Consider the following 24,444-nt stretch of genomic DNA (forward strand, 5'->3'; position numbering starts at 1 on the left):
TCAGAAATTTAACGAGAGCCTCGAGACCGCCTAAGTCTGCCCAAGCAAGATAGCAGAAGGCTTTACGAGATTTATAGAGTTTGATGCAACTAGAAATTTGCTGAGAGATCGCGGTGGCTATACCGACGCAACTTATCCTAACGAGTCGCTTCTAAGGCTTGGTTCGCCACTTCAGCGACTTGCTTAGCAGCTTTTTCCTTGCGCTCACTGTAGCGATCGGTGAGGTAATCTACTTGATGTCGTAGTAGTAGAGTGAACTTATAAAGTTCTTCCATCACATCCACCACGCGATCGCGGTAGGGCGAATCTTTCATCGTGCCATCTTCATTGAATTCTTGGTAGGCTTTGGCAACCGAAGACTGATTGGGAATGGTAAACATTCGCATCCAGCGACCGAGCAGCCGCATCGTGTTGACGGCGTTGAAAGACTGAGAACCCCCACTCACCTGCATCACCGCCAAAGTTCTCCCTTGGGTGGGTCGAACCGCTCCAATGCTGAGGGGAATCCAGTCAATTTGGTTTTTCAGAATGCCCGTAATCTGACCATGCATCTCTGGGCTAGACCAGACTTGGCCTTCTGACCACTGGCTCAATGCTCGCAATTCCTGCACTTTGGGGTGAGTATCCGGCACGCTGCCGTAAATCGGGAGTTCTCGCGGATCGAAGAACTTAACCTCAGCCCCAAATTCTTGAATAATCCGAGCCGCCTCTTCTGCTAACAAGCGGCTATAGGAGCGATCGCGCAAGGAACCATACAAGAACAAGATTCTAGGGGGATGATCGAAGGATGTCATAGAGATGTGGCTGTTCTAAATAAAGACGAAATAGTTATGTAAATCACTATCCAAGAGGTGCAGTTGCTTCCTTCAGGGATGCGACTAGCTGAGTCACCCGTACTTTAATTTCATCTCGGACTCTCGGAAAGATTTCGGGCTGTTCTGCCGGGTCATCCAATTGCCAATCTTCGAAGACTTCCCGTGTCACCCAGTCAGGCGGCAAGTTCACCCCACAGCCACAGAGGGAGATCACGACATCAAAATTATTTGGATTGAAGTCACTTAAAGCATCAGAAGTTTGCTTGCTAATATCAATCCCAATCTCTTTCATGGTCGCGATCGCCTCTGGCCGTACTTGGCTGGCCTCTAACCCTGAACTCGTCACTTCTAAGACTCCCTGACCTAAATTTTTGGCAAAGCCTTCAGCCATTTGGGAACGGGCAGAGTTCTTTTTGCACACAAACATCACACGTTTCATCGCAAGTTGCTCCAATTCAATAGTGTTTTTCGGAAGTCACCACATTAATTTTGCTGGTTGGTGTTGGGCGGGCTTCGCCCGCCCAACACCACAAATCTAATGGAGTGAAGCACTAGGTAATGTCTCGAATGATGTCTTGAAAGTTGTTAGACAACTGGCGGTAAATCAAGACAGCCAATTGTGCGCCCAAAATAGGAGCCACCCAATACAACCAATGATGTTGCCATAGACCTGCGACCAAAGCGGGGCCAAGCGATCGCACTGGGTTCATGCTAGCTCCCGTAATTGGCCCCATAAAGGCGGCTTCTAGTCCCACCGTTAGTCCAATAGCTACTCCCGCAAAACCAATAGGAGCGCGGCGATCGAGACCAGACCCCAGAATCACGAACATGAGAATAAAGGTCAAAATCGTTTCCAGCACCAACGATTGCAGCCAATTGTCGTTTAAGGGGAGTGTTGCCCCTAAGTTAGCCGCTGGTCCCAAGGAAGCTAGTAGCGTGGTAGAAGCAACTACGGCACCGAAAGACTGAGCCAAGATATAAGCTATGACATGCTTGCGGGGGAAGAAGCCACTGGCCCAGAATGCTAGGGTGACGGCGGGGTTAAAGTGCGCTCCACTAATGTGTCCCAGCGTATAGATCAAGGCAGCGACAACCGCACCAAAGACAAAGCTAATACCCAGGTGAGTCACAGCACCATCACTGATCTGGTTCACCATAACAGCTCCGGTGCCCGCAAACACCAGGATAAATGTCCCCACCGCTTCCGCGATCGCTTCCCGCCGACAGGCCAGAAACGTCAAGTGCTTCGTTTTCCCTTGCCTTGGCTTTGACAAAGTCTTTGCTGCCCGCATGCCCAACTTAATACCGAGACTACATCCATTATTTCAATAAAAATTGATATGTCAAGCAGGTTTTGTTACTGATAGACTTGCAACGATATGGCTCAAAGTAAGTTCGATAGGAGTTAAGCGTTATCTCGACAACTGCGAGCAGGTAAGATCGGGCTGAAACGACGAAACTCGGATAGGTATTGTTCTAAAACTACGAACTGAGGCAAGTTGAGACTGTAATAAATCCAGCGTCCCTCCTGCCGTGCTTGGACAAGCTGCGCCTCCTTCAACGTTTTCAAATGAAAAGATAGCTTGGATTGGCTGACTGCCAAAGCCTCACAGAGATCGCAAACGCAAAGCTCTTGACTTCTGAGCAAATCCAAAACCTGGAGACGCAGCGGATCGGAAAGGGCATGAAAACCAGCAGCGATTAAAGTGGAGGGCGGAGATGATACTTTTTGCATTAAATCCTGTTAAATCAACTTTGATTGAAGTGATACCTCATTTTAGGTCTAACTTTCAGTCAATGTCATCCTCATGGCGATCGCAGCCTGAATAAAGCCAGATCTGACAAGTTTATGGAACCCAAATGCCATGAAACCCGTAGGGGACTCGCTGCGGTAGAGGGATACGGGCAACAGGTTCTCCAGCGAAATCCTGAGCGTTGATCATCACTAATTCAGAGGTATCCGTGGTCTGGTCATGCACATAGGTCATCAGCCAGCCGTCATCCTCAGCCGTAGCGTTAGGTCGGGGTACAAAGACACCTTCACCGCCATAACGTCCTCTGCCAAATTCATGAACTCGGGTCGCTCCAGTCGTGAAGTCATATTTAATGAAACCATCGAACCGGGGCATAGAACCCTGAGCGCTTTTCGCTAAGTAACCATAGCGGTTTGGACGGCCTGTATACTGCTCGTTAATCCGAGGAAATTCGCCAGGGAGCTCGCTCACTTTCTCCTCATGAACGTCACCTGTTTTCAGGTTGAAGCGCCAACGATACAGAAAAGGAGCACCAGAATCATCTTGAGAAAGGTCGCTCTCGTCATGCATAGGTGAATCAGCAGCACCGAGGACATCTACCTCGCTCATCCGACAGGCCAGTAAAATCACTTCATCGCCGGATTCATAAGCGTTGAGCGTGTGGAAGATATAGCAGCTGGGAGCTTCAAACCAACGAATGGAACCGTTGTCTCCATGACGCGGCAAAATGCCAAAGCGACTAGGGCGATCGCGTCGAAATACCAAGGGAGGTTGTCCCTCTTGCATCCGTTCCGCACGGAACTCCATTGGTAGATCAAGAAAAATCGTGTAGTGCTCAGTGATGGCAAAGTCATGCATCATCACGCCTACAGGCAAGTCAATCGGAACGGTCCGAACCAGTTCTCCTTCAGGAGAAACAACGCTGTATTTCAAGTAGGGCGGTTGGAATAGAGAGTAGCCAAAGAACAACATCTCACCCGTTACGGGGTCTACTTTGGGGTGAGCGGTGAAGGCAGAAGTAAGCTTACCCTGGTAGGTATGGGGGCCAATGGTGTCTAGCTCAGGTACCGTAACGGCGTGGGGTGCGCCCCCTTCCCAAGTGGCGAGTAGGCGATCGCGATGCCAAACCAAGGCAGTATTCGCAACGTTTTTGACAGGTCCGTAGGGATTATTCGGAGGTGTGGGTTCCAACATGCCGCCCCACAAGGCTCGACCCGATTCTTGCTCGGCGTTGTATCCCATTGTGCGGATGTAGCGGTTGCGGTAACTAGCTTTACCATTTTGAATCTGTACCCCATGCAACATCCCATCTCCATCGAACCAATGGTAGCAACCGAGGGGCGGAAATTGCGGGTTGGGACCATTACGGACAAACATGCCGTTGAGGTCAGCGGGAAGTTCTCCTAGCACTGGGAGGTCTTCGACAGTAATTTCGCTACGGATTGGGGCAAAGTTGCCAGCTAGATAAGGGTTGATGCCTGTGGCAGTCATGGAACCTAAAAATGAGCCTGCTACTCTGTTCTAACAAAAACTTGCCATAGTCTGCGATCGCCGTTGTGATTGCAATAGTGTGATCTTCGTAAATAGATGCTTGCTTCTCTAAGCATCCGGTGTAGTGATAACTGGGCGTGACGCGGATAAATCTATCTTCTGATCAATCTCCTCTTTTACCTCCCATGTTACGGTCAATCTGGAGGAGAGTATGATGGCTCCATTTCGCTCGACGCGACGACAGTTTATCCAAGCGATCGCTGGAGAGGCAGGAGTTCTGGCTCTTCTTGGTTGTGTTCAGCGTGAGCAAGCAATGGTAACTCTCTACACCTTTGGCGATTCGATTTTAGATTGTGGGCGGTACAACGAGTACGGAGTGCATCCGGGGCAGCTGCTGGTGCGTAATGACGATCGCCTGTTTCCCGAATTCCAAGGTCAGGATTTGCAGTCACAAGGAACAGCTCGCCTAGAGCATCGGGCGCAGGATGGGGCAACCGTCAGATGGCTACCATCTCAGGTGCAGGGATTACAGGCTGAAGGTGAAGCGATCGCGTTGATTACCATTGGTGGCAATGATTTGTTAGGAGGACTAATTCGTGATTCAGGTCCAGGGATCACCACATTTGCTAATGACCTTGACACCTTTGTGCAACAGTTGCCGATTCGTCCGATTTTGTTAGGTAATGTGTACGACCCCACTCTAGGAGATGATCAGCGCAACTTTTCAGGAGTTGATCCGGCGATCGCCCGCACAAATCTTCGACGCATTAACACAGCTATCCAAGAAATTGCGACGCGCTATGGGCAGTTAGTAGACATCCATGCTCACTTTTTGACGGGTGACCCCTCATGGTTCACCGCCACGATCGAGCCAAGTTTACGGGGAGCTTCGGAAGTTCGGCGGGCTTTTCTGCCCTATGTTTTGGGTAAATCATGAGTTGAGCCTTACTGTTTCTATCCCAGCATGTTTCTACTCCAACCCAGTATGGGCGGGCCTAGCTGTGATGTTGTTCTTTGATAGAGCGATGCAACAAGCGACAGGGCCAGAAAAAGGCTCCACCCACACTGACAGCGGTAATGACTAAAAAAACTTGTAAAACTTCTACAGGTGTTTCAGGACACTCTGCGGGCTTCTCTTGTGTGCCTTTTAAGAGTTCTGGAACCAAATGGGAGAGCTGGTTGGCAGTAGTAATTCCTTCGATCGCGGCTCCGATCAAATACGCTACCAAAGCGACGCCGAACCAGGAATGCATAAATATATTTATTTAAATGAAGTCCGCAAAAAGGCTGGATAGTCAATGCTGTTGTCGCAAACGCCAATGAATGACTTTACCGAGCACAGAGGCGGCTTTCAGCGGTATCACGAATTAAAGGCAACTTCGCTTGGATGTAAGTATTGAGGCTGCGGGCTGTTTGAGCATCAATGGGCTGCTCTGCGGTGAGCTGCTTGAGGAGTAACTGCGCCAAGGCAGAATCATCAAATTGCAGCAGAGTGCTGACTTGTGTCGTGTCCACTAAGCTCCAGAGCTGACGCATCATTTTAGGAGTCATCATTTCATCCTCCACCCCTTAAGATTTTCTTTATAATTAACATGATTTCCGATGTCGCATCAACTTTCTGTTGCAGATGTCACAAATCAACATAGGCGGCTTACCCCTTCTCATAAATCCTCCGAGCGGCCCATCTTGGCGATCGCGCTTTCAGTCCGATCTAGGGTGCTTTTATGCCACTATGTAAAGTCTGAGAAGGGAACGCTGTATGAAGAACAAATGGATCAACCTACTGCGCTGGGTGCTAATTGGAGTTCTGATTGTTTTAGCGATCGGCCTACTCAACCAAGTGGGAATTGAGCGAATTCGTCAGCAGGTGGATCAATTTGGAGTTTGGGCACCTGCGATCGTATTTGCACTGCGCTTTACTAGCATCATCCTGCCAGTGCTACCGGGAACGGCCTACGCCATTTTGGCAGGCGGCCTGTTTGGCTTTGCTGAAGGGCTGCTGATTGTAGCCTTAGCAGATTTGGCTTCTTGTACCTTCAATTTCTACATTGCCCGTCGTTATGGACGCAGCTTGGTGGAGCGATTTGTCGGGCAGCAATTTATGGAGAAAGTCGATCGTCTGGCTCAACGCCATTTAGAGCGCAACTTTTTCCTGATGACGGGTTTTCTTATGACTGGCTTATTTGATTTTGCTGCCTATGGCGTTGGCCTGACTCAAGTGCGCTGGCACAGCTATTTGCTGGCTTTATTCGTCAGCATTCTCGTCGCTAAACCGCTTTGGGTGGCAGCGGGCGCAGGCATCTTTGAGGATAGCCAATTACTTTTAGGTTTTGCTCTCCTCGCAGCGTTCGGGATTGGCATTGTGACTGCGGTGGTGCAACGACAGCCTAATTCATCCAATTCATAGTAGTTCATAGTAGCGTGTTAGTTCAGAGTGCGAGGTCATCGCGATCGCAGTGATAGGATAGAGGCCGTGATGTGCTCCTGTTATGCATCGAACGTTTATTCCTGGCACTGCTGCCCCCGAAGTTCAATCTAGCCCTGCTTGGTGGTTTGCGTTTCTGGGTAACAAATTACTGGTTCAGATCAATGGTACTCACACCTTAATCCCCCACCTGATCAACTTGGCAGCGATCGGCTTAGTGCCTGTGCGAACTCAGTTTCTCGGCACGCTAGACGGTCAACCTTGCTACTCCGCAGAACTTCCCGAAGAGACAGCAATTCCAGAGAATATGGCTGTGCGAGGGCTCCGCGAGCTATATGGTGCTTTAGGCGAAGAGCTATATGGCGTGAGCAGTCGGGCAATCCAGATCATGGAGTGGGATCGGACCCATCAGTATTGTGGTTGCTGTGGTACTCCCACGACTCAACTACCTACCGAACGAGTAAAGCGTTGCCCTAAATGCAGTTTAACGAATTACCCGCGTCTCTCTCCCGCCGTGATTGTCCTGATCTCGCGTGGCGATAAAGTACTCCTTGCGCGGGCTCCTCGCTTTCCATCCAACATGTACAGTGTGCTAGCTGGATTTGTAGAACCAGGAGAGTCATTGGAAGAGACTGTAGCGCGTGAAGTACGAGAAGAAGTGGGCATTGAGATCAAGGATATCCGTTATTTTGGATCGCAGCCTTGGCCCTTCCCCAACTCCTTGATGATTGGCTTCACGGCTATCTACGTCAGTGGCGAGATCGTCGTGCAACCAGAAGAGTTAACCGATGCTGCGTGGTTTCATAAACGCAACTTGCCTCCAGTTCCGTCCAAGCCAAGCATTGCTCGTAAGCTGATTGATTGGTTTGTTACCACACCCTAGACCTAGCAAATTCTCTGGTCAGCTCTGCAACAAATGCTTCTAAGACAGCGATCGCCTCGTCGTAGTCTTGAATGGCATCAATGCGGTTGAGATCAATCGTCATGGCAGCACCGTTCCTGATCGCTACTTAAATTATGCAGCTTAGCTCAATACATTGATCAGCATTAATCAGGCTGCTGCGGGTGCACCAAGTTGGAGGGCGTAGAGGTTAGCGTAGATACCTTGTTGAGCGATTAGTTCGGCATGAGTGCCAGATTCTACAATTTGTCCCTGCTGAATTACTAACACTTGATCAGCTTGGGTGACAGTGCTGAGGCGATGGGCGATCACGAAACTGGTACGACCCTTTAGGAGACGGGCGATCGCGTCTTGGACTAAAGCTTCGGTGCGAGTGTCGATGCTGCTGGTGGCTTCATCAAGAATCAAAATTCGAGGGTTGATCAAGACAGCGCGAGCAATACTGACTAGTTGCCGTTGTCCTTGGCTGAGCGGTGCTCCTCGCTCTCCTAATTGGGTTGAGTATCCCTGGGGTAGGGAGATGACAAACTCATGCACATTCGCGAGTTGAGCAGCAGCTTCAATATCTGCTTGAGTCGCATGAGGAGAACCAAAAGCAATGTTCTCTGCCACAGTGCCGCTGAAGAGAATATTGTCTTGCAAAACGATGCCAATCTGGCGGCGCAGGCTGTCTTGGGTAACACTGCGGATATCTATTCCATCAATTTTGACTGCCCCACCCGTCACATCATAGAAGCGCAGAATCAAGTTAATAATTGTACTCTTCCCGGCTCCCGTTGGCCCCACCAAAGCAATCATTTGGCCTGGTTTGGCACAGAGATTGACTTCCTTTAGCACTAATTGATTGGGGCTATAGCCAAAAGTGACATTTTCAAAAGCCACTTCTCCCTGAATCGGTGGCATTTCTGTAGCGTCAGGAGCGTCCTGGAGTTGGGAGGGTTCATCGAGTAGCAAAAAGATCCGCTCCAAACCTGCTAGGGCTGATTGTGCTTGGGTATAAAACTGGCTGAGAATTTGAATAGGGCGAAAGAACTGTTGCACATACAGCAAGAAAGCTGTAACGACTCCCACGGTGGCAGCTCCCGTTACTGCTAAGTAACCGCCATAGGCCAATACCGCAGCCGTCGCCAATGTATTGAGAAAATCGATGGAGGGGAGAAACGCCGCAGTAATCGCGACCGCCTGGACATTGGCATCCCGGTTAGCCGCATTTACCAAATCAAACTCTGCAATATTCAGCTCTACACGGTTAAACGCTTGGGCTTCTCGGACACTGGTGATGCCTTCTTCTAACTTGGCAGAGAGATCGCCAATGGTCTGACGGGTGACGCGGAATCTAGCTCTGGCCCAGCGCGCAAAAAAGCTAGTGGTAAAGATCATCAGGGGCACTGCCAAATTACTCAATAACCCTAGCTTGAAGTTGATCGAGAACATGGCAATAATGATGCCGAACAAGCTGAATGTGTTGCCCAGCATTTGCGCGATCGTCTGGCCAAAGGCTTGATTCACGGTGTTCACATCATTCAGCAGACGGCTCATCAAATCGCCCGCTTCACTGCGATCGAAAAAGCTAATCGGGAGACTTTGGATTTTGGTGAAAATATCTTGCCGCAGTTGACCCAGCAATCGCTGCATAATCCAGCCCACCCGTAAGATCTGGCCTCGGATCGCTGTGATGCCCAGGATATAAATTAACGCTAGCAATGCTAGCATCAACAGCAATCCTGATAGATCTCCTTGGATGATGAGGTTGTCGATCGACCAACCAATGAGGAACGGGCCAATAGACTGAGTTGCAGCGCCGATCGCCACTAAAAGGAGAGCGATCGGAACCTCTTTTTTATAAGGTCGAAGATATTGCAGAAAGCGCTGCAAGGTTGAGAGCTGACGGCTCGCCTTTTGCTCTGCTGCGACAATTGGCCCTGCACTTGTCATACTCTCTCCTTTTGTTTAACCTGAGACTCTAAAATTGCTCCATAGAGTGGACTATTGAACATCAGCTCCTCATGAGTTCCTTGGGCGACTAATCTGCCTTTATCCATGAGCAAAATTCGATCGGCATTCTGAACCGTACTAATGCGTTGGGCGATCACAAAAGTTGTGCAAGCTTTTTGGCGCATCAAGTTGTCGAGTTCCGTTTGGATCTGGGCGGCAGTTTTGGCATCGACGGCAGAGGTGCTGTCATCTAGGATGAGGATTTTGTAGTCAGTCAGGAGAGTTCGGGCGATCGCAATCCGTTGTTTTTGGCCTCCCGATAAGCCTACGCCACGTTCTCCCACAATGGTTTCGTAACCATCCGGCAGGCTGGTGATAAAGTCGTGCATTTGGGCGGTCTTTGCTACCTCAATCACTTCTTCTAGAGTTGCATCTGGTTTGGCGTAGGCAATGTTTTTGTAGAGAGTGCCAGAGAATAGTGTGGTTTCTTGGAAGACAATGCCAATGTGCGATCGCAAACTCTCCAGGGTGAAGTCTCGCACATCTCGACCATCAATCCGGATTGAGCCAGAGGTAACATCATAGAAGCGCGGTAACAGGTTCATGATGGTGCTTTTGCCAGAACCCGTCATACCCAAAATTGCAATCAGTTCTTTGGGTTTGGTTTCAAAGGAAACGCCTTTTAAGGCCTCGGTTGTAGCTCCGGGATAACGGAAGAAAACATGCTCAAAGGTGATTCTGCCCACGCAACTGTCAAATAGAATGGCATGGGGGCGATCGCGAATCTCAATTTTGGCATCCACCACCTCATATACTCGTTCTGCCGAGGCAGCAGCCTGAGCGATCGCAGGAGCGGCAAAACCAATCAACAGAATCGGTTGCAGAATTAGGAGCAAGTAGGAGTTGAACGCGACTAGTTCCCCAATCGAGAAGCGCCCACCAATCACCGCTGCACCGCCGTAGCCCACAACAACTACGGTGACTAAATTACTCAGCAAAAAGATAAAAGGAAACGTGTCGTGAATGGCGCGAATGGTCTTCATGTTGGTCTTGACCAAAGCGTCATTCAGCGTTGTGTAGCGTGCTGTTTCGGTAGACTCGCGCACAAACGCTTTCACCACTCGCACGCCAAACAAGTTCTCCTGCAATACTGCGTTCAAATCACCGAGTTGCTGTTGCACTTGCCCAAATAAGCTACTCGTTTTGCTGAGGAATTGGGCCATCAGCCATCCCGCCATCGGCACCACAGTCAGCGTAATCAGTGCTAGTCGCCAATTCATCAGCAGCAAAATTACAGCGACGCTCACCAATGTCACGATCGCACTAATGACCTGCATCAAGCTGGTGCTTAAAAACGTGCGAATTTGCTCGATATCGCTGGTGACGCGAGTCAATAGTTGCGAAGTTTGCGATTGGTCGTGGTAGCTAAAACTGAGGTTTTGAATCTTACTAAAAATTTTATTCCGCAAATCATAGGCCACTCCTTGAGATGCTGCCTCTGCCCAAAAGCTTTGACCAAAGTTAAATAAACCTCTGGCGATCGCGGCCCCCACCATCCAGCCCGCACTGTAGAGAACTACCCGCAAATCTTTTTGAGCAATCCCCGCATCAATGCCCCAACGAAATAGTTGAGGCGTCACCGTATAGGCAGCGGTCAGGAGTAGGGTGCTGAACAAAGCACCGATCGCAGTCCAGCGGTAAGCACTTAAACTGCCCAAGACTCGCTGGAGCGGGTGCGGCAATGAGGGTTCTCGAAAGTCTGGTGAGCGCGCCAATAGAACTCCTTGACTATTGCTTCAGGCAGCTTTTGTTGAATGATGCCTTTGAAAATTTTCTGCTGATTTAGATTAATCCTGAATCACCATTCGACGGATTTTCTACTAGTTCTTTCTCAAATTTGAGCTCAGGCGATCGCCCCTCTAGGCCAGAAAATCTATGAGCGAAGCTAGCGTATCGACGGGAGGAGGGCAAACCTTGGTCTCAAAGCTAGCCTAGAAGTAAATCGCTAGAGAAGTGAGCCAAAAAACATAGGAGCAGAGTATGCAGGATATTCCATTCACCTTCTTTATTGTGTTTGGTTTTGTCTGGGTAATCATGGGCATTGTGGCTGTTGTGGCTGTGCTCAAAGCCGATGGGCAAGAAATCCGCTTTGGCAAACAAGGGTTGCTGGTCGCCATCCCCATCCTCATTCCCATTGTTCTCACCCTGCTTTATCAAGTGTTCAGGTCGCTGAGTTTAGGGCACCACGCTTGAGTGTAACGACCCCTACACACTCACCAATCTGCTCCGAACTGGGATGTCTATACTGGAAGCACCCCTGAGAACACCGAGCCCGTGGGAAGCAATTGCCCACTTTCTCCAGCCACTTTCCAGCCAGCCCCCGCCCGCGATGCGGACAAAAATTTATGGATGACCTACTCAAAGAATTTGAAGACCTCTTAGATCAAGGATTTGAGGGTCTATTAGAGATTGTCAGAACGCTGGAAGGCAGAGCTGAGCCGGAAGAGTTCCAGGCAGAGGTGCGGCGTAGCTCTACCAAAAGCTCCACCTCCGAAAGTAGCAGAGAAGCCCCGGCTGAGCGTCAAAACTCTACTTCTGCGAGTCGAGTCCAGTCCAGACCTACTTCACCTACGCCATCCTCGACGACGGACGAAGTCATTATTACACCTCCCCCAGCTGGTAGCGTTGCCCCTGTCTCTTTGGCAGGTGTGGGCGGTTTGTCTGAGGTGATTAGAGAACTGCGAGAGTTAGTTGAGCTACCGCTGAAACGTCCAGATTTGCTGACTTCGTTGGGATTGGAGCCACCTAAGGGAGTGCTGCTAGCTGGACCTCCCGGTACAGGCAAAACGCTGACAGCCCGTGCCCTGGCCCAAGAGCTAGAGGTGAACTACATTGCGATCGTCGGCCCGGAAGTGATGGGCAAGTACTACGGGGAAGCCGAGGCGCGCCTGCGAAGCATTTTCTTGAAAGCCGCTCGATCGGCTCCCTGCATTGTCTTCATTGACGAGATTGACACCCTCGCTCCCGATCGCGCCAAGGTAGAAGGAGAGGTGGAAAAGCGGGTAGTTGCCCAACTGCTGAGCTTGATGGATGGTTTTGCCAAGAGTAAGGGCGTGATTGTTCTCGCTGCTACCAATCGCCCCGATCATCTTGATCCTGCCCTACGCCGTCCGGGACGCTTTGACCGAGAAGTGCAATTCCGTGTGCCCAACCGAGTGGGACGGTTAGAGATTCTCAAGATTTTGAGTCAGACTATGCCGCTAGAGCGTTCCGTAGATTTGGTGGCGATCGCGGATCTCTCTGTAGGCATGGTGGGCGCAGACCTGAAAGCGTTATGCCAAAAAGCTGCTTATACGGCTCTGCGGCGACATGCGCCTGCTTTGGATGGTCCTATTTCTAATAACTTGACGGTATCCCAAGCAGATTTTCTCCATGCGATTAAGGAGATCAAGCCAGCAGTCTTGCGATCGGTGGAGGTAGAAGCACCCAACGTCTCCTGGGATGCGATCGGTGGGTTGGAGAGCCTGAAGCAAACTCTACAAGAATCGGTTGAAGGAGCGCTGCTCTATCCTGAACTCTATCAACGCACCAAAGCCAAAGCGCCACGCGGTATCCTGCTCTGGGGTCCTCCAGGCACGGGCAAGACCATGCTGGCTAAAGCAGTGGCCTCTCAAGCCCGTGCCAATTTTATTGCAGTTAACGGCCCAGAACTACTGAGCAAGTGGGTGGGTGCTTCCGAGCAAGCAGTGCGGGAACTATTCACTAAAGCTCGCCAAGCCGCTCCCTGTGTGGTCTTTATTGATGAGATTGACACATTAGCCCCAGCCAGAGGCAGTTCTGGAGATTCAGGCGTCAGCGATCGCGTCGTTGGTCAACTCCTCACAGAATTAGACGGTCTGCACGAATGCCCCAATGTTCTGCTGATCGGAGCCACGAATCGTCCAGAAGCTCTAGACCCTGCTTTATTACGATCGGGCCGCCTAGACTTGCAACTGAAAGTTGATTTACCCGATCAAGCCAGCCGTCTCGCTATCTTGCAAGTTCACAATAGCGATCGCCCTCTAGCCGCAGTCGATCTAGTCCACTGGGCAGCTCAAACCGAAGGCTGGAACGGTGCTGATCTAACTTTATTGAGCAACCAAGCCGCTTTAGAAGCCATCCGTCGCTATCGCAAGCAAGGTCTTACTGACCCCACTCGCATTCAAATCACAACCGACGATTTCACTGCGGCTCATCAGCGACTCTGCGAACAACGGCAAACCCTCTAAAAAGGAGTTTCAGATTTTAGATGTAGCGTTTTACCAGATTGGGGATGCTGGAAGCGGAGCTTTCTGGCGTGGAGATGTAACCGAATAGAATCTGCGTTACATCCATACAGGCGATCGCCCAATATTGGTATCCCCAATCCTTGCAAATCAGCCGCATGGACTCTCAGCTGATGGGTTCGTCCTGTCACTGGAAAAAACTCTAGACGAGTATGATCTCCTTCTCTCGCTATAACGCGAAAGCGGGTGATGCTCAGTTTACCCTGCTGCCAATCTACTTTTTGATAAGGGCGATCGCTAGGATCTCCCCACAACGGCAGCTCAATCACACCCTGCTCCCTGGCAACGAGACCCGCCAAGACTGCCTCATAAACCTTCTGCACTTGCTGCGCTTGAAACTGTTGGCTTAGTTGTCGATGCGTTTCTGGATCGCGAGCCAACACCAAAATGCCTGAAGTGTCTTGATCCAACCGATGCACAGGCAAAAGGGCCGCACCATCTGGCAGGAGATACCGTAAGCGACTGAGCACACTATCCTGGCGATCGCGATAGCGTCCGGGTACGGAGAGCAGTCCCGCAGGTTTATCAACAACAATTAGCCACTGATCTTCGTAGAGAATAGTTAAACTCTCTGCATTCGGTTCCCCTGACCTTTCCACACTGGAGAAAATTAGCTGTTTTGTTCCCTCTACTATTGGGGGGGCGGGCGGGCTTATAGTAGATCCGGCAAGAAGAAATCCCATTAATGGCTGACATCGCTCTGCACAAGCACCATAGAACTCTCCCTGAACTTTATCTCCGCCAACCGACGCCGGCCCCCACCAAAACTCCGCCATCGCTAGAGGCTTGAGATTGTGAGTGGCTGCATAATGCAGTAACTTAGGCGCACAGCAGTCTCCGGTTCCCATCGGAGCAGACCCCAACACCAACTGTTCTAACGAGAGAGATTGCCCAGCAAAATTGGTCAAATAATAAGCCTGCTGCATTTGGGTTTGCAGTTGACGAGATAGAGCTTTACGCTGTTGTTTCAGTTCTTCTATTTTGCTGTCTGCTGTTGACACTACCTGTTGCAGCGATCGCAACGCCACATCTCTTTCCCGTTTAAGTTGTCGTCGCTCTATCCCATCTTGGCGGCTGGCTTCATCGAGTTGTTGCAGCGCGATCGCGAGATCTTTGCCAATCAGCGTCTCCGAGAGAATTTGGCGTTTCTCCTTCCGTTGTTGTTTGCGTTTTTGATGGCGATCGCTCATCCTCTCGAAGCGTCGTTGCCACTCCTGACATAACTGTTGGTACTGTCTCCGTTCTGGCAATTCTTGCAGAGTGATGATCTCCTGTTTCAGGATATCTAGCTCCTTCACTGTCTGAACTTTTACCATTGCTACTTGATCACGCCCAGAAATCGGAGGCACCCATCCTTCAACTTGAGCTTGACCGTTCAACAACCCAGAAAAAGCTTTCAGAACTCGCTGTTCTCTAGATGGCAGTTCTACCAATAGCACCCCATACATTTTGCCCTCATGCGAGTAAACCGTATTCTTGGCTAGCTGTTGCATCAGACGACGAGCGATCGCCTCTGTCAAGGAGGTACGAGGTAATCTCAACCAAGTAGCACTTTGAGGGCAACGCCCCTCATACCAATAGCTGGGAATGACATCACCGATCACAACATTGTTGTCAATAAAATCCGAGAGTCTATGCAAAACCGCCATATCTGGTGCTAAAGCTACTGCCTCCTGAGGAAAGAGAAATTAGCCTGTTTCCCTCTATTACTCTAAAGCGTCATGTAACCCAGAAGTAATTAACCTTACAGGATGAAAAATCCCTCATGCAGTTGGAGGAGGCGATCGCTCAACTAGCACCTTGATAATAAACGCAATGAGACGGATGCCATCAACAAGCCCAGCATCCTATGGCTACAAAGCCAAAGAGCATTTTTCAATTAATAGATTTTGAGGAAATCCTGTGCAGAAAAACATGCTTGCCTGTGCCAAGACTTTAGGAATTCTATTGTTTGCGATCGCCCCAGCCCAAGCAATCACCTACGGTGAACCAGATGGCAACGGACATCCGAATGTAGGTGCCATGGTGGTAGATGCAGGAAAGGGACTCCGTGCAATTTGCTCAGGAACGCTCATTTCTCCCAAGATTTTTTTAACCGCAGCGCACTGTATTGAAGCAGCTGAGTCTCGTGGCATCACTCAAGCATTTGTCTCCTTTGACTCCGATCTGACGGAAGGTGCCACTCGCTTTCCAGGAAAAATGCGTATGAATCCGGGTTACAACAAAAGCCAATCGGATACAGGGGATATCGCCGTCATTGAGCTAGATCAACCAGTCACTGGAATCACCCCTGCTCAATTACCGACAGCAGGTTTCTTTGACCAAGAGGCTGCTAAAAATGGTTTAAAGGACAAAAAATTTACGGCAGTAGGCTATGGATCTTTAGAACGGCAAGTAGGTGGTGGGCAACCAAGCTTTGGTGGCAGCAATTTGCGCATGGTTTCCACTTCCAGCTTTAGTGCCATTAACCCTACGGTACTCCGCATGTCACAAAATCCCGCTACAGGGGATGGTGGTGCTTGTTTTGGCGACTCCGGTGGACCTAATTTCTTAGGTACTACAAATGTTGTCGCTGCGATAACCGTCTCTGGAGACTCCGTCTGCCGAGCCACGAATGTTACCTACCGACTTGATACAGAATCAGCTCGTAACTTCTTGAAAAACTATGTGACACTGCCTTAAAACTAGGTAGATACAATGCTGAAATGTTTAAACTTAGCTACTAGCTTATCTGCGATCGCGCTCCTAGCCTGCCCTGAAGCTGCCTCTGGTCGCTCTCTCTTTGAGAATACCGAATATCCTCTAGAACCTGCAAACTTGGCTTCTTTAACTTGCTACGCCCAGACAGAAGCGGGGCAGATTGTTAATCTGACTCAATTGTGTGCTCAGAGCCAATCACAAGCTGATTGCAGTCCTGCATATCCTGATATCTGTCTTTCACTAAAATTATCAAGCTTGACTTGTAATGACATACCGCATCGCAATTTCCGGGTACTGTCGCCTGATCCCTATGGACTTGATCCAAACAACAATCAGATTGGCTGCGAACCTTTAATCGGGCAATCACCCGTGCGATATCACTGGTGGCCTGGAAAGTAGCATACCTTCTATTCCTGACAGCCCTCCCAGCCATTGCACATCAAACCCTGAGTTTAGCAATCAGGGGACGGTGATCCGAAACGCCGGGAGGTGCTGTCATCACCTGATCAACTCGTATGCTAGGACTGACAAAGATATGATCGAGGGGAATCTTGATGAATTGGAAAAACTTGTGGGTTGAGGGAGTCGCCTTTCCAGAGGTGGCATAATACCAGGTGGGATGCAGACCATGCCCCACAGAAGCATTACGCAGTCCCGATCGCTGGCTAAACTCATGCAAATAAAATGACCACGCCGTTGTGTTGAAATCTCCCATCACAATCAATGGTGTTTTCTGTTGTCGCGTATAAGCTGCTAAGCTCCGTAGAACTTGGTTACGACGATTAAAATAGTTTTTATTTTGAGGCGCAGGTGGTCGAACTGCAACGACTTGAATGGTTTTACCCGAAATTTCTAGAGTAGCAAAAAGACTTTGATGAGCTGATTGGAGGTTGTCTGTCTTTGCAGCCTGAATGGGATAGCGGCTAAACAAGCTAAGGTTGCCACCTGTGGCGCGGTAGTAGTGAGGATATAGATCTTTAACTTCACTCCATAGCTCGGTCGCTTGCTCTTTAGTCGGCTCAACTAAGCTAAAAATATCCGCAGGATAAGCTCTGATCAATTTTTCGGTAGCTGTGGTATTCCATAACTGATAGTTAACGTTATAAGTCATGACAGTCACAGGTGCCCCGCCTGACTTCATGTCCCGGAGTCTAGGAATATACCAGCTTAGTGTAAATTGAGCATAAAAGATCAGCGCGATCGCTAGCACAATTTGTAGCCCCCGCTTGGGTCGTAAGGGTTTGATCAGCAGCAGACTGATCCATAGCAACAGAGTGGCCCCAGCAAACCACAAGTACCCCGTCCCTAAAATCTCAAGTAGCCAAAATTTGTACCACCAAGCAGTTACTAAACTCAGCCCTAACAGTGCGATCGCTGGTATCCAAAGAACTAAGTTGAAAAAGATCATGAGTCAAGCACACGGATTTAGTTAAGGGGAAGGCAAACTACTGCAAGCTCTATCTAGCCAACTTTACCTCCTACTAAAACAAGCCAGAATCAGCAGATTTCGTATTCTGTCGCTCCAATTCCCTAGGCTGCGATCGCCGCTAAGGTAGTACCGAGTATTCCCTGTGGCTAGTGCTATTTTAGACAAGAGCATACGAGGGCTTCTCAGTAACTCCCTCTTTGTATAGATGTATACTCACCAGTCTTGCTCTATCAAAGAAGATGATAGTTTGAAGCTTGGTTAGGGTTTCATGTTGCCTTTAGTCTTGTCCCATGAGCTAGTACATCCCTTTAAGTTTTGGCATCACAATGAGATTCGTGAGGGGATGTTCTCTGGCAACGAGCTGTACCGTCTCTGCACGACCTATAAGGCTGAAGATAGGCAAAAAGCTTTTGGCTTAGCATTAGGTTTGTCGGAACACGGTGCTCAAGTTTGTATTACCTGCATGAGAAGTGAATACAAGGTTTGGGTTGGCTTAAGAAATCTGCCTACGGCTGCTCCTACTCCTTTAGAAACAGCGGTCATAGCTTAAACTCGTGCTGCGAAATTGCAACAGGCAAAGTAGCTCACTTGCTCATAGGATTTAACCTCCGTTCAAATAAAAGCGATCCAAATAAAAACGATCGCTCCTCCGCTAATTCAGAAGAGCGATCGTTTCTCAAACTTTACGTCACGATTCGTTCGGATTAAATGATGCTCAGCTACTGAAGGTCTCAATTGGCACTTTCACGCAGGTATTCTAAAAGTGCAGACTCTTCGAAAATTTGTCCTTTTTCTTCGTTTTTAGTCGGGAGTTTCATAAATTGAGTTAGTGAGAGTTAGGTAGATCTCTGCGTGATCGCCGCCTCCAATCCCACTACTCCTCAAGTTAATCTGGCGACGTGTGGGAGTGCCACCCTTAGGAACAGTGAAATTCACTTGCTGCTGGTCTTCCAAGTCATCTGTATTCTCGGAAGTTCCTTCAAATAATTTGGCGGTTCCCGTGACTTGAACCGCATTTTTTTGAACGACCTGAGCCCGTAGCTCGACTTCAACTCGGCACTCACCACCCCAGCGTAAGTGAGGCACCTGAACGATTCCTGCTGGCTGGCCCTCATCCAAAATGACATCAACCCCCTGCTCTAGATGTCCACGTTCATCACTGAATGGCCAGCTCTCATCATCAGTGCCGTCAATCACAACAACGCCTGCAACTCTTCTAGTCATAGTAAATTCCTGCTTCACGTACGAGAATATTGACTGAACTACCTCCTATTCTGGAAAGTTAGTTAAGGCACCGCAGTACCCCTCAGGGTACTCTTGCATCTTGACGACAATCGCACTACCTACCATGCAACTGCACGACATTAATTTCGCTGGTGAGGGTTGTGTTGAGTAGGTTTGCCTGCCCCAACACAACCCTCACAGATCTAATCGACTCTACGCCCGATAGGTAAGCGCTAAGCGATTACGGTCTGCATAATCGGGATGAATCTGAATATCGCGATACTGACCTTGAGTTTGGAATAAGTGATTGACTGCTTCCGACTGCCCCACCATCATCTCCATGAGCCAAGTTCCTCCAGGCATGAGGTAGTCAGGCGCAAGCTTGATCAAGTGACGCACATGATCTAACCCATCTTGACCATTGCCATAGACGGCATGTTGGGGTTCATGAGCTACTTCAGGATCCATTTCAGTGAGTCGGGTACTAGGCACATAAGGCGGATTGGCGATCATGCCACTAAATTGCCCTTTGAGATGAGCTAAAGGTTCAAACCAAGAGCCTAGATAGAAGTGAATCCGATCGCTCATGCCATATCGTTCCGCGTTAACTTGAGCTACTGCTAGAGCCGCTGCATCATAATCAACTGCATGAATTGAGATATTAGGGAAAGCATCAGCCAGCGCGATCGCGATCGCCCCACTTCCTGTCCCTAAATCAGCCCAATGCCCTTGATCTAGAGGCAGTGAACTCTGAGCTACAGCCGCGATCGCCATATCAATTAAACCTTCCGTCTCGAGGCGAGGAATTAGCACATCTGGAGACACTTGGAGGGAGAAGTTGCGCCATTGTGCGACACCCGCCAAATATTGCACAGGTACGCGATCGTTCAGCCGCCTTTGCCAAAGCTCAGACAAATTAGCCAGCGGCAACGGTAAAGAAATCTCACCTCGGTCTTTAAAGGATTCTAATTTCAGAGTTATATCGTCAAGACCAATCATCTGTTGGAGTAGCCAGTCTAGCTCTGTAACAGAAACATCTGCCGCGATCGCGGTTTGTCTTGCTTGATGCCGCCATTGCCACAGTTCTAGACCTGATACGGTTTGTGTTTGCAGTGTAGTCATTGGTTAACCTCCAAAATTCAGATGTACAAATGAGTCAATGAGACAGTAATGTTGCCTAATTACCTAGTTTCTGGATACTTTTTCCAGTACCAACGCCCAAGCTAACGGAAGAACTGCTGAAAGAATTTTCTGTAGAAAGCCCAGTACGAAGGCTCTACATGCTCGATCTTGGGGGCGAGTTGAGTGTGAAAGTTAGCTAGTTGATTAATCGGTAGTGCTGCATTCACATGATGTTCAACATGGTAATTATTACCATTGACATACCAAGTCACTAACTTACTGGCGCGAATACTGCGAGTGTTACGGAAAGAGTCTGTGGTTTGTTGGTCACAACCTAGATGTTCTGGCAATTCGATTAGTGCATGAACAGGCCCCGCGCTCAGAATTAAAGGCACCAGCCAAATATCCCAAACCACTAATGTATGCCCTAAAGCTGAGCTGATGAGCAGTAGTAGGATCAAGCCACCTAGGAAGCGAAACTCATTCCGAACTCGGCAAGCTACTTTTGGAGGGACATCTTTTCTGAGTTGATTGAGGATTGCTGATCGAATGTTTGCTAGAGCAGCAACATAATGACTAAACATCGACAGGTGTGAGATAAATCCTGTTAGTGAGGTCAGCTTCTCGTAACTGTAGCTGAAGGATTCTTGATCCTCAGGTGTGCCCAGAGCCCGGTGATGATGACCGTGGAGTGCTTTATAGAGAGAAAAGGAGACCAGCATCGGTAATCCTAACACAATGCCTACCAGCCGATTTAGCCGCTCATTCGCAAAGATGATGTGATGGGTGAGTTCGTGTTGTAGCTCCACAGCATGAGCAAACATCATGCCCAAAAGGAGCTGGGGTAGAAGCTTGAACGGTGGGTGTAGAGCCGCGATCGAAATTCCCAAGCTGGTTGTCAAGATAGCGAAAATTGCTAACTTAACCACAAAAGTAGCTCGTTGATCAAAGAAGTTAATCTCTGGCCTAGTCTGGATTTCCTGCATGATTTCCTTCTCTCCTTTTCCTTAGTCGGATAGCTTAATTTTTAGGAGTCTCGGTCTAATCCTGATACCCAGCCAGGAGCAATCGGCTCATTCCTGATGAGTTCCTGGGAGCTGGGTTGTCTCAAATTCTTGTCGGCAGTCTCATCTACATCCCTGAAATTAAAGTTTCAAGGAGTTAGGAATAGAGATGAGAAATAATGAAAGATAGCAGACACAAATTCCTTGTCGCTTCGGTGCTGTATCCTTGGCTGTGATGTAGGAAGACAGCATGACCGACAATGAAAGATAACTGTTGAAAGGCAAGTGCTGAAAGACAGCCGGGGCAAGGCTTGTCAGAACATTGGCAGATAAACTGCTTGCATGTAGCCAGATCAACCCTTCTACGGTTAGGTAGGGCTGAGAGACTGATTTTGGTGGAGTTTTCACCCGAGAAAGTTCAAGCTGCCAAAGCAGTCATGGAGTTGCGAACTTCTCTCTGCACTTGTTCAAAAAATGTAGTTTGAATGTGGGCAAATTCAGCAAATCCTTGCCCTGCCCACTCAATGACTTGCGTTTCCGAAGCAGAAGAATATTGGACAACATCATTCAGCGCTGAAAAAGCATCTGCTGAATGTCTTTGTTCCACACCTTTAGTATCCAAGGTGCCATGAACTACAATCCAATACCAAGGGCTGACCGTGCCTTGGGGGAAATTGAGCTTGCTGTTGCGAATAAACTGCCCAAAGCTGCGATCGCGCTGTTGCGAGAAGATCACAGAATTAATAATGCTAAATTCGTTGTCTCCCACTGTTTCTGTGGCGACATGAAAACCGATCGCTCGTACCAAGCTCTCTAAATCATCGGGTTGTCCCTGATAAGCGATTTGAACTTGCTTTAGGAGGCTGCTTAACCAAGCGCCTGACTGAGAAATCTCTTGAATTTCTGCATTAGGCAGATTGGCATACTCAGCTAGCTTGTCCAGCAAACCATAGGATAATGTGCGATGAGATACATTGGTTCTCGGGTCAATGAACTCTTCAACAGCAGCAGTAAAGATTTTGGCACCTAGATCCATCGATCGCTCAGCATGAGCTGGGATAGGATGAGTGGGATCTTGAAAAAGATGGCTGGAACCAATGATTCCCGAAAGGATAGGAACAGCAAAACTAAAATTTCTGCCATAACGGACATATCTTTGCATAAACAGGTAGAGAGCTTTAGGACTTGCTGTTGCTTCTCTACAAGCCTCTGCCATTACGTGATTCAGGCTATCAATATCGAGCCAAGGCTGAAAATCGTCTAGTGTGATCATTAATTCCTCAGTAAACCTTGAGTAGATATTGGATAATTTTGCAACCTACAAAACAACAACATTAGATTCAAACCTAATGATGTTGTTTGAGAGTTTTAGCCCTCTTTTTATCTCTGGTGGACTTAGCTAGTTGCCTAGAGATGATGGAATTTAAGCTTTGTCAGCCGTAGTAACTTACCACCGCTATTACTCATATCCTGGGTCGATTTTTACTCTTACAAAGGAATTAGCCATCCGTACAAACACTAATACTTAATCAATTGTTTAAAGAATTACACTTGCAGCAAAGATATCCATAGGGGTATGTATCCATAACTACGATTTAGGTCGGAATTAATCAAAGTTAAACAAGGTCCAGCTTTATTAAGTTCTGTGTAGTTACTTAGAGCGATTGGCTGTCTTTCATACCTTCTTAAAGACCCAATAAAGATAGTGCTAGCCTACAAAAGTAGCGTAGACTACTACGGCTTATGGGTAGCGATCGCAATAATATCGTTAGAATAATTTCCCTAGGCTCAAAGAGTGACCCGATAATTTAGAGCTTAGGCTGCCCTTCAGTAACATGTTGCACAAGTCAAAATCACAAAGGACTAACCTGAACCGAATCTTAACTGCAACCCCTGCAATAAGCTATTCATGACTTAAACGATAGTCCTACATAACCTTTAACTCCAAAGCTTCCTCTTTTTGGAGGATCTTCCTCTCTCTTGAGAAAGAAACGAATTATAGACATCAATTAACATTAATTGTTTTAGGAGCGGCTCTGCGTCAGGTTAGCAGATTTCCTCCTAGTGAATGTTTCCTGTGGCAGATGAAAGAGTTGTCCTTCTCCTACTAATTTCAATAGCGATGGCTGTAGCAATTCAATCTGATGAAATTCTTGGCAGGGTCGTTCAGAGCTTTTTCTGAGTCTGCTTTGATAAAAACTGGGTTTAACAAGCCTAAATCAATAGAGATCAATGCTTCAGCCGTTGAACCCTATTGAAGTATGGAAGAATTTTATGCCAATTGACATCCGAGATGATGTAGTTTACATCATGTTGAAAAAAATTGATGAGTGCGATCGCGGTCCTGGTCCCGACGAGGTAAATTTCTCCGAGACGGACTTTGCGGGTTTGAAAATCACCCCTAAAGATGTGCTCGGTCACTTAGATTATTTAAACCAACGGCAGTACATTAACGCTGAGTTTACAGGCAATGCCTACGGCAACCAGGAAGATGTTCCTGATGCAGTTGCTCCTAAAGAGTTCGATTTCAGAATTGCTAACAGCTTTGGGGCTGCTGACGGTCCTCTACCTCATCTCATTTCCTTCAAGAAAGCAGAGTTGACCGAAAAAGGTCGGCAAATGTTGGACGAAATGAACGCAGACCCACCGAAAGCACTGGAGAGTGGTCCGGCAGTTCCGATCGCTGACAAAGACTCGCCTTTCCTAGAGCGGGTCATGGTCAAGGCCAATTTGACTGACCTATACGACGCCAGAGACATTACTGAAGTCGTGTTCCGCACCATGCGCGACATGATGACCAATGAAGCGGTCGATCGCGTGGCTGAAGAACTGCATGAACCGATGGAGCCAACAGACGAGAAAGCACTGCAAAATGAAGTAGCTGACTTGTGGATCGACACAAATCCTTTGGTGCGCTTCCTCAGCCGAGTTCGTCCTCCCCTGATCATCAAAGAAGATACCTTCCTGTTCCGGATTCGCCAAGAAGCAGGCATCCCGCAGGAAACTGATGTAGACACCGTTCTTAAAGCAGTCTTTTCCGCAGCCAAAGATGAGCTTTCGGAAGATCGGATCAAAGAGATCGCCGAGTTCTTGCCTGGCAAAATTCGCCAAATGTGGGATCACGCTTAAGCAAACTTCAGACTGATTCTTCAGAGTTAATATTTTGTCTGCGATCGCTCTCCCTAAATTGAGAGCGATCTTTTTTTCTAGAGTGGCAAAGATAGCTGGAGAAATTTCTGCTCCAGAGTAGCTAAGTAAGTTGCTGGAGAACGTCGAAATTGTCGCTGTTGATTGCGCTTGTGTTGGAGGTGATGAAGGT

General features: G+C 48.5%; 24 protein-coding genes. 9 read left to right on the forward strand and 15 right to left on the reverse strand.

Annotated features, from left to right (window positions below):
- Positions 1–137: 137 nt before the first annotated feature.
- The 5 genes from arsH to H6F68_RS05595 all read right to left on the reverse strand — a co-directional run bounded on the left by arsH (position 138) and on the right by H6F68_RS05595 (position 4,060).
- Positions 138–794, reverse strand: a complete 657-nt coding sequence (gene arsH / locus H6F68_RS05575; protein ID WP_190557138.1) for an arsenical resistance protein ArsH — start codon at positions 792–794, stop codon at positions 138–140.
- A 46-nt stretch (positions 795–840) separates the two neighbouring features.
- Positions 841–1,254 carry an arsenate reductase, glutathione/glutaredoxin type gene (gene arsC, locus H6F68_RS05580; protein WP_190557140.1) on the reverse strand — a complete coding sequence of 138 codons (414 nt, stop codon included), beginning with the start codon at positions 1,252–1,254 and terminating at the stop codon, positions 841–843.
- A 112-nt stretch (positions 1,255–1,366) separates the two neighbouring features.
- The gene (locus H6F68_RS05585; protein ID WP_242065366.1) at positions 1,367–2,056 is read right to left on the reverse strand and encodes an MIP/aquaporin family protein; all 690 of its coding nucleotides are present in this window, start codon (positions 2,054–2,056) and stop codon (positions 1,367–1,369) included.
- A gap of 164 nt (positions 2,057–2,220) precedes the next feature.
- A complete protein-coding gene (locus tag H6F68_RS05590) occupies positions 2,221–2,550 on the reverse strand; it encodes a helix-turn-helix transcriptional regulator (RefSeq protein WP_190557145.1) in 330 nt (109 codons plus the stop codon).
- A 112-nt stretch (positions 2,551–2,662) separates the two neighbouring features.
- On the reverse strand, positions 2,663–4,060 hold the full coding sequence (locus H6F68_RS05595; RefSeq protein WP_190557148.1) for a carotenoid oxygenase family protein: 1,398 nt from the start codon (positions 4,058–4,060) through the stop codon (positions 2,663–2,665).
- Between the two features lie 211 nt (positions 4,061–4,271).
- Here H6F68_RS05595 and H6F68_RS05600 point away from each other — a divergent pair, with 211 nt between their 5' ends.
- Positions 4,272–4,997, forward strand: a complete 726-nt coding sequence (locus H6F68_RS05600) for an SGNH/GDSL hydrolase family protein (protein WP_199299923.1) — start codon at positions 4,272–4,274, stop codon at positions 4,995–4,997.
- Positions 4,998–5,055: 58 nt separating this feature from the next.
- On the opposite strand, the gene H6F68_RS05605 is transcribed toward H6F68_RS05600, so the two are convergent.
- Together H6F68_RS05605 and H6F68_RS05610 are read right to left on the reverse strand one after the other, a co-directional pair.
- Positions 5,056–5,313, reverse strand: coding sequence for a hypothetical protein (locus H6F68_RS05605; protein WP_190441761.1), 258 nt, complete (start codon positions 5,311–5,313; stop codon positions 5,056–5,058).
- Between the two features lie 76 nt (positions 5,314–5,389).
- The gene (locus tag H6F68_RS05610; protein ID WP_190441759.1) at positions 5,390–5,614 is read right to left on the reverse strand and encodes a hypothetical protein; all 225 of its coding nucleotides are present in this window, start codon (positions 5,612–5,614) and stop codon (positions 5,390–5,392) included.
- Between the two features lie 205 nt (positions 5,615–5,819).
- On the opposite strand from H6F68_RS05610, the gene H6F68_RS05615 reads away from it, so the two are divergent.
- Both H6F68_RS05615 and nudC read left to right on the forward strand, forming a co-directional pair.
- Positions 5,820–6,467 carry a TVP38/TMEM64 family protein gene (locus H6F68_RS05615; protein WP_190557150.1) on the forward strand — a complete coding sequence of 216 codons (648 nt, stop codon included), beginning with the start codon at positions 5,820–5,822 and terminating at the stop codon, positions 6,465–6,467.
- Between the two features lie 82 nt (positions 6,468–6,549).
- On the forward strand, positions 6,550–7,368 hold the full coding sequence (gene nudC / locus H6F68_RS05620) for an NAD(+) diphosphatase (RefSeq protein ID WP_190557152.1): 819 nt from the start codon (positions 6,550–6,552) through the stop codon (positions 7,366–7,368).
- Between the two features lie 168 nt (positions 7,369–7,536).
- Here the strand turns inward: nudC and H6F68_RS05625 are convergent, their stop codons facing one another.
- Both H6F68_RS05625 and H6F68_RS05630 read right to left on the reverse strand, forming a co-directional pair.
- Complete coding sequence (locus H6F68_RS05625; protein ID WP_190557154.1) at positions 7,537–9,321, reverse strand: ABC transporter ATP-binding protein; 1,785 nt, start codon at positions 9,319–9,321, stop codon at positions 7,537–7,539.
- Entirely contained in the window at positions 9,318–11,096 is a 1,779-nt protein-coding gene (locus H6F68_RS05630; protein ID WP_190557156.1) for an ABC transporter ATP-binding protein, read from the reverse strand. Before H6F68_RS05630 ends, H6F68_RS05625 begins: the two co-directional genes overlap by 4 nt.
- Positions 11,097–11,361: 265 nt before the next feature.
- Between H6F68_RS05630 and H6F68_RS05635 the strand changes: the two genes are divergently transcribed.
- Positions 11,362–11,574 (forward strand): hypothetical protein, encoded by a 213-nt coding sequence (locus H6F68_RS05635; RefSeq protein WP_190553979.1) that lies wholly within the window; start codon positions 11,362–11,364, stop codon positions 11,572–11,574.
- 152 nt (positions 11,575–11,726) lie between these two features.
- The gene (locus tag H6F68_RS05640) at positions 11,727–13,589 is read left to right on the forward strand and encodes an AAA family ATPase (protein WP_190557158.1); all 1,863 of its coding nucleotides are present in this window, start codon (positions 11,727–11,729) and stop codon (positions 13,587–13,589) included.
- Here H6F68_RS05640 and H6F68_RS05645 read toward each other — a convergent pair.
- Positions 13,586–15,295 carry a pseudouridine synthase gene (locus H6F68_RS05645; protein ID WP_190557160.1) on the reverse strand — a complete coding sequence of 570 codons (1,710 nt, stop codon included), beginning with the start codon at positions 15,293–15,295 and terminating at the stop codon, positions 13,586–13,588. The genes H6F68_RS05640 and H6F68_RS05645 overlap by 4 nt on opposite strands.
- Before the next feature lie 253 nt (positions 15,296–15,548).
- On the opposite strand from H6F68_RS05645, the gene H6F68_RS05650 reads away from it, so the two are divergent.
- The gene (locus tag H6F68_RS05650; RefSeq protein WP_199299924.1) at positions 15,549–16,328 is read left to right on the forward strand and encodes a trypsin-like serine protease; all 780 of its coding nucleotides are present in this window, start codon (positions 15,549–15,551) and stop codon (positions 16,326–16,328) included.
- A gap of 15 nt (positions 16,329–16,343) precedes the next feature.
- The gene (locus tag H6F68_RS05655; protein WP_190557163.1) at positions 16,344–16,745 is read left to right on the forward strand and encodes a hypothetical protein; all 402 of its coding nucleotides are present in this window, start codon (positions 16,344–16,346) and stop codon (positions 16,743–16,745) included.
- Between the two features lie 40 nt (positions 16,746–16,785).
- On the opposite strand, the gene H6F68_RS05660 is transcribed toward H6F68_RS05655, so the two are convergent.
- Positions 16,786–17,754 carry an endonuclease/exonuclease/phosphatase family protein gene (locus H6F68_RS05660; protein ID WP_190557164.1) on the reverse strand — a complete coding sequence of 323 codons (969 nt, stop codon included), beginning with the start codon at positions 17,752–17,754 and terminating at the stop codon, positions 16,786–16,788.
- 289 nt (positions 17,755–18,043) lie between these two features.
- Here H6F68_RS05660 and H6F68_RS05665 point away from each other — a divergent pair, with 289 nt between their 5' ends.
- Positions 18,044–18,325: a hypothetical protein gene (locus H6F68_RS05665; protein WP_190557166.1), complete on the forward strand. Its 282-nt coding sequence runs from the start codon at positions 18,044–18,046 to the stop codon at positions 18,323–18,325.
- 251 nt (positions 18,326–18,576) lie between these two features.
- Here H6F68_RS05665 and H6F68_RS05670 read toward each other — a convergent pair whose 3' ends face one another.
- From H6F68_RS05670 to H6F68_RS05685, 4 genes are all read right to left on the reverse strand, one after another.
- Complete coding sequence (locus H6F68_RS05670; RefSeq protein ID WP_190441734.1) at positions 18,577–18,999, reverse strand: hypothetical protein; 423 nt, start codon at positions 18,997–18,999, stop codon at positions 18,577–18,579.
- Between the two features lie 213 nt (positions 19,000–19,212).
- Positions 19,213–20,121 (reverse strand): peptide chain release factor N(5)-glutamine methyltransferase, encoded by a 909-nt coding sequence (gene prmC / locus H6F68_RS05675; protein ID WP_190557168.1) that lies wholly within the window; start codon positions 20,119–20,121, stop codon positions 19,213–19,215.
- Positions 20,122–20,222: 101 nt separating this feature from the next.
- Positions 20,223–21,107, reverse strand: a complete 885-nt coding sequence (locus H6F68_RS05680; RefSeq protein ID WP_190557170.1) for a fatty acid desaturase — start codon at positions 21,105–21,107, stop codon at positions 20,223–20,225.
- 436 nt (positions 21,108–21,543) lie between these two features.
- Entirely contained in the window at positions 21,544–22,398 is an 855-nt protein-coding gene (locus H6F68_RS05685; RefSeq protein WP_190557173.1) for a hypothetical protein, read from the reverse strand.
- Positions 22,399–23,399: 1,001 nt separating this feature from the next.
- Here H6F68_RS05685 and H6F68_RS05690 point away from each other — a divergent pair.
- A complete protein-coding gene (locus H6F68_RS05690) occupies positions 23,400–24,254 on the forward strand; it encodes a DUF2267 domain-containing protein (RefSeq protein WP_190441733.1) in 855 nt (284 codons plus the stop codon).
- Positions 24,255–24,444: the final 190 nt, after the last annotated feature.

This window comes from Trichocoleus sp. FACHB-262 (assembly GCF_014696035.1).
GTDB lineage: Bacteria > Cyanobacteriota > Cyanobacteriia > FACHB-46 > FACHB-46 > Trichocoleus.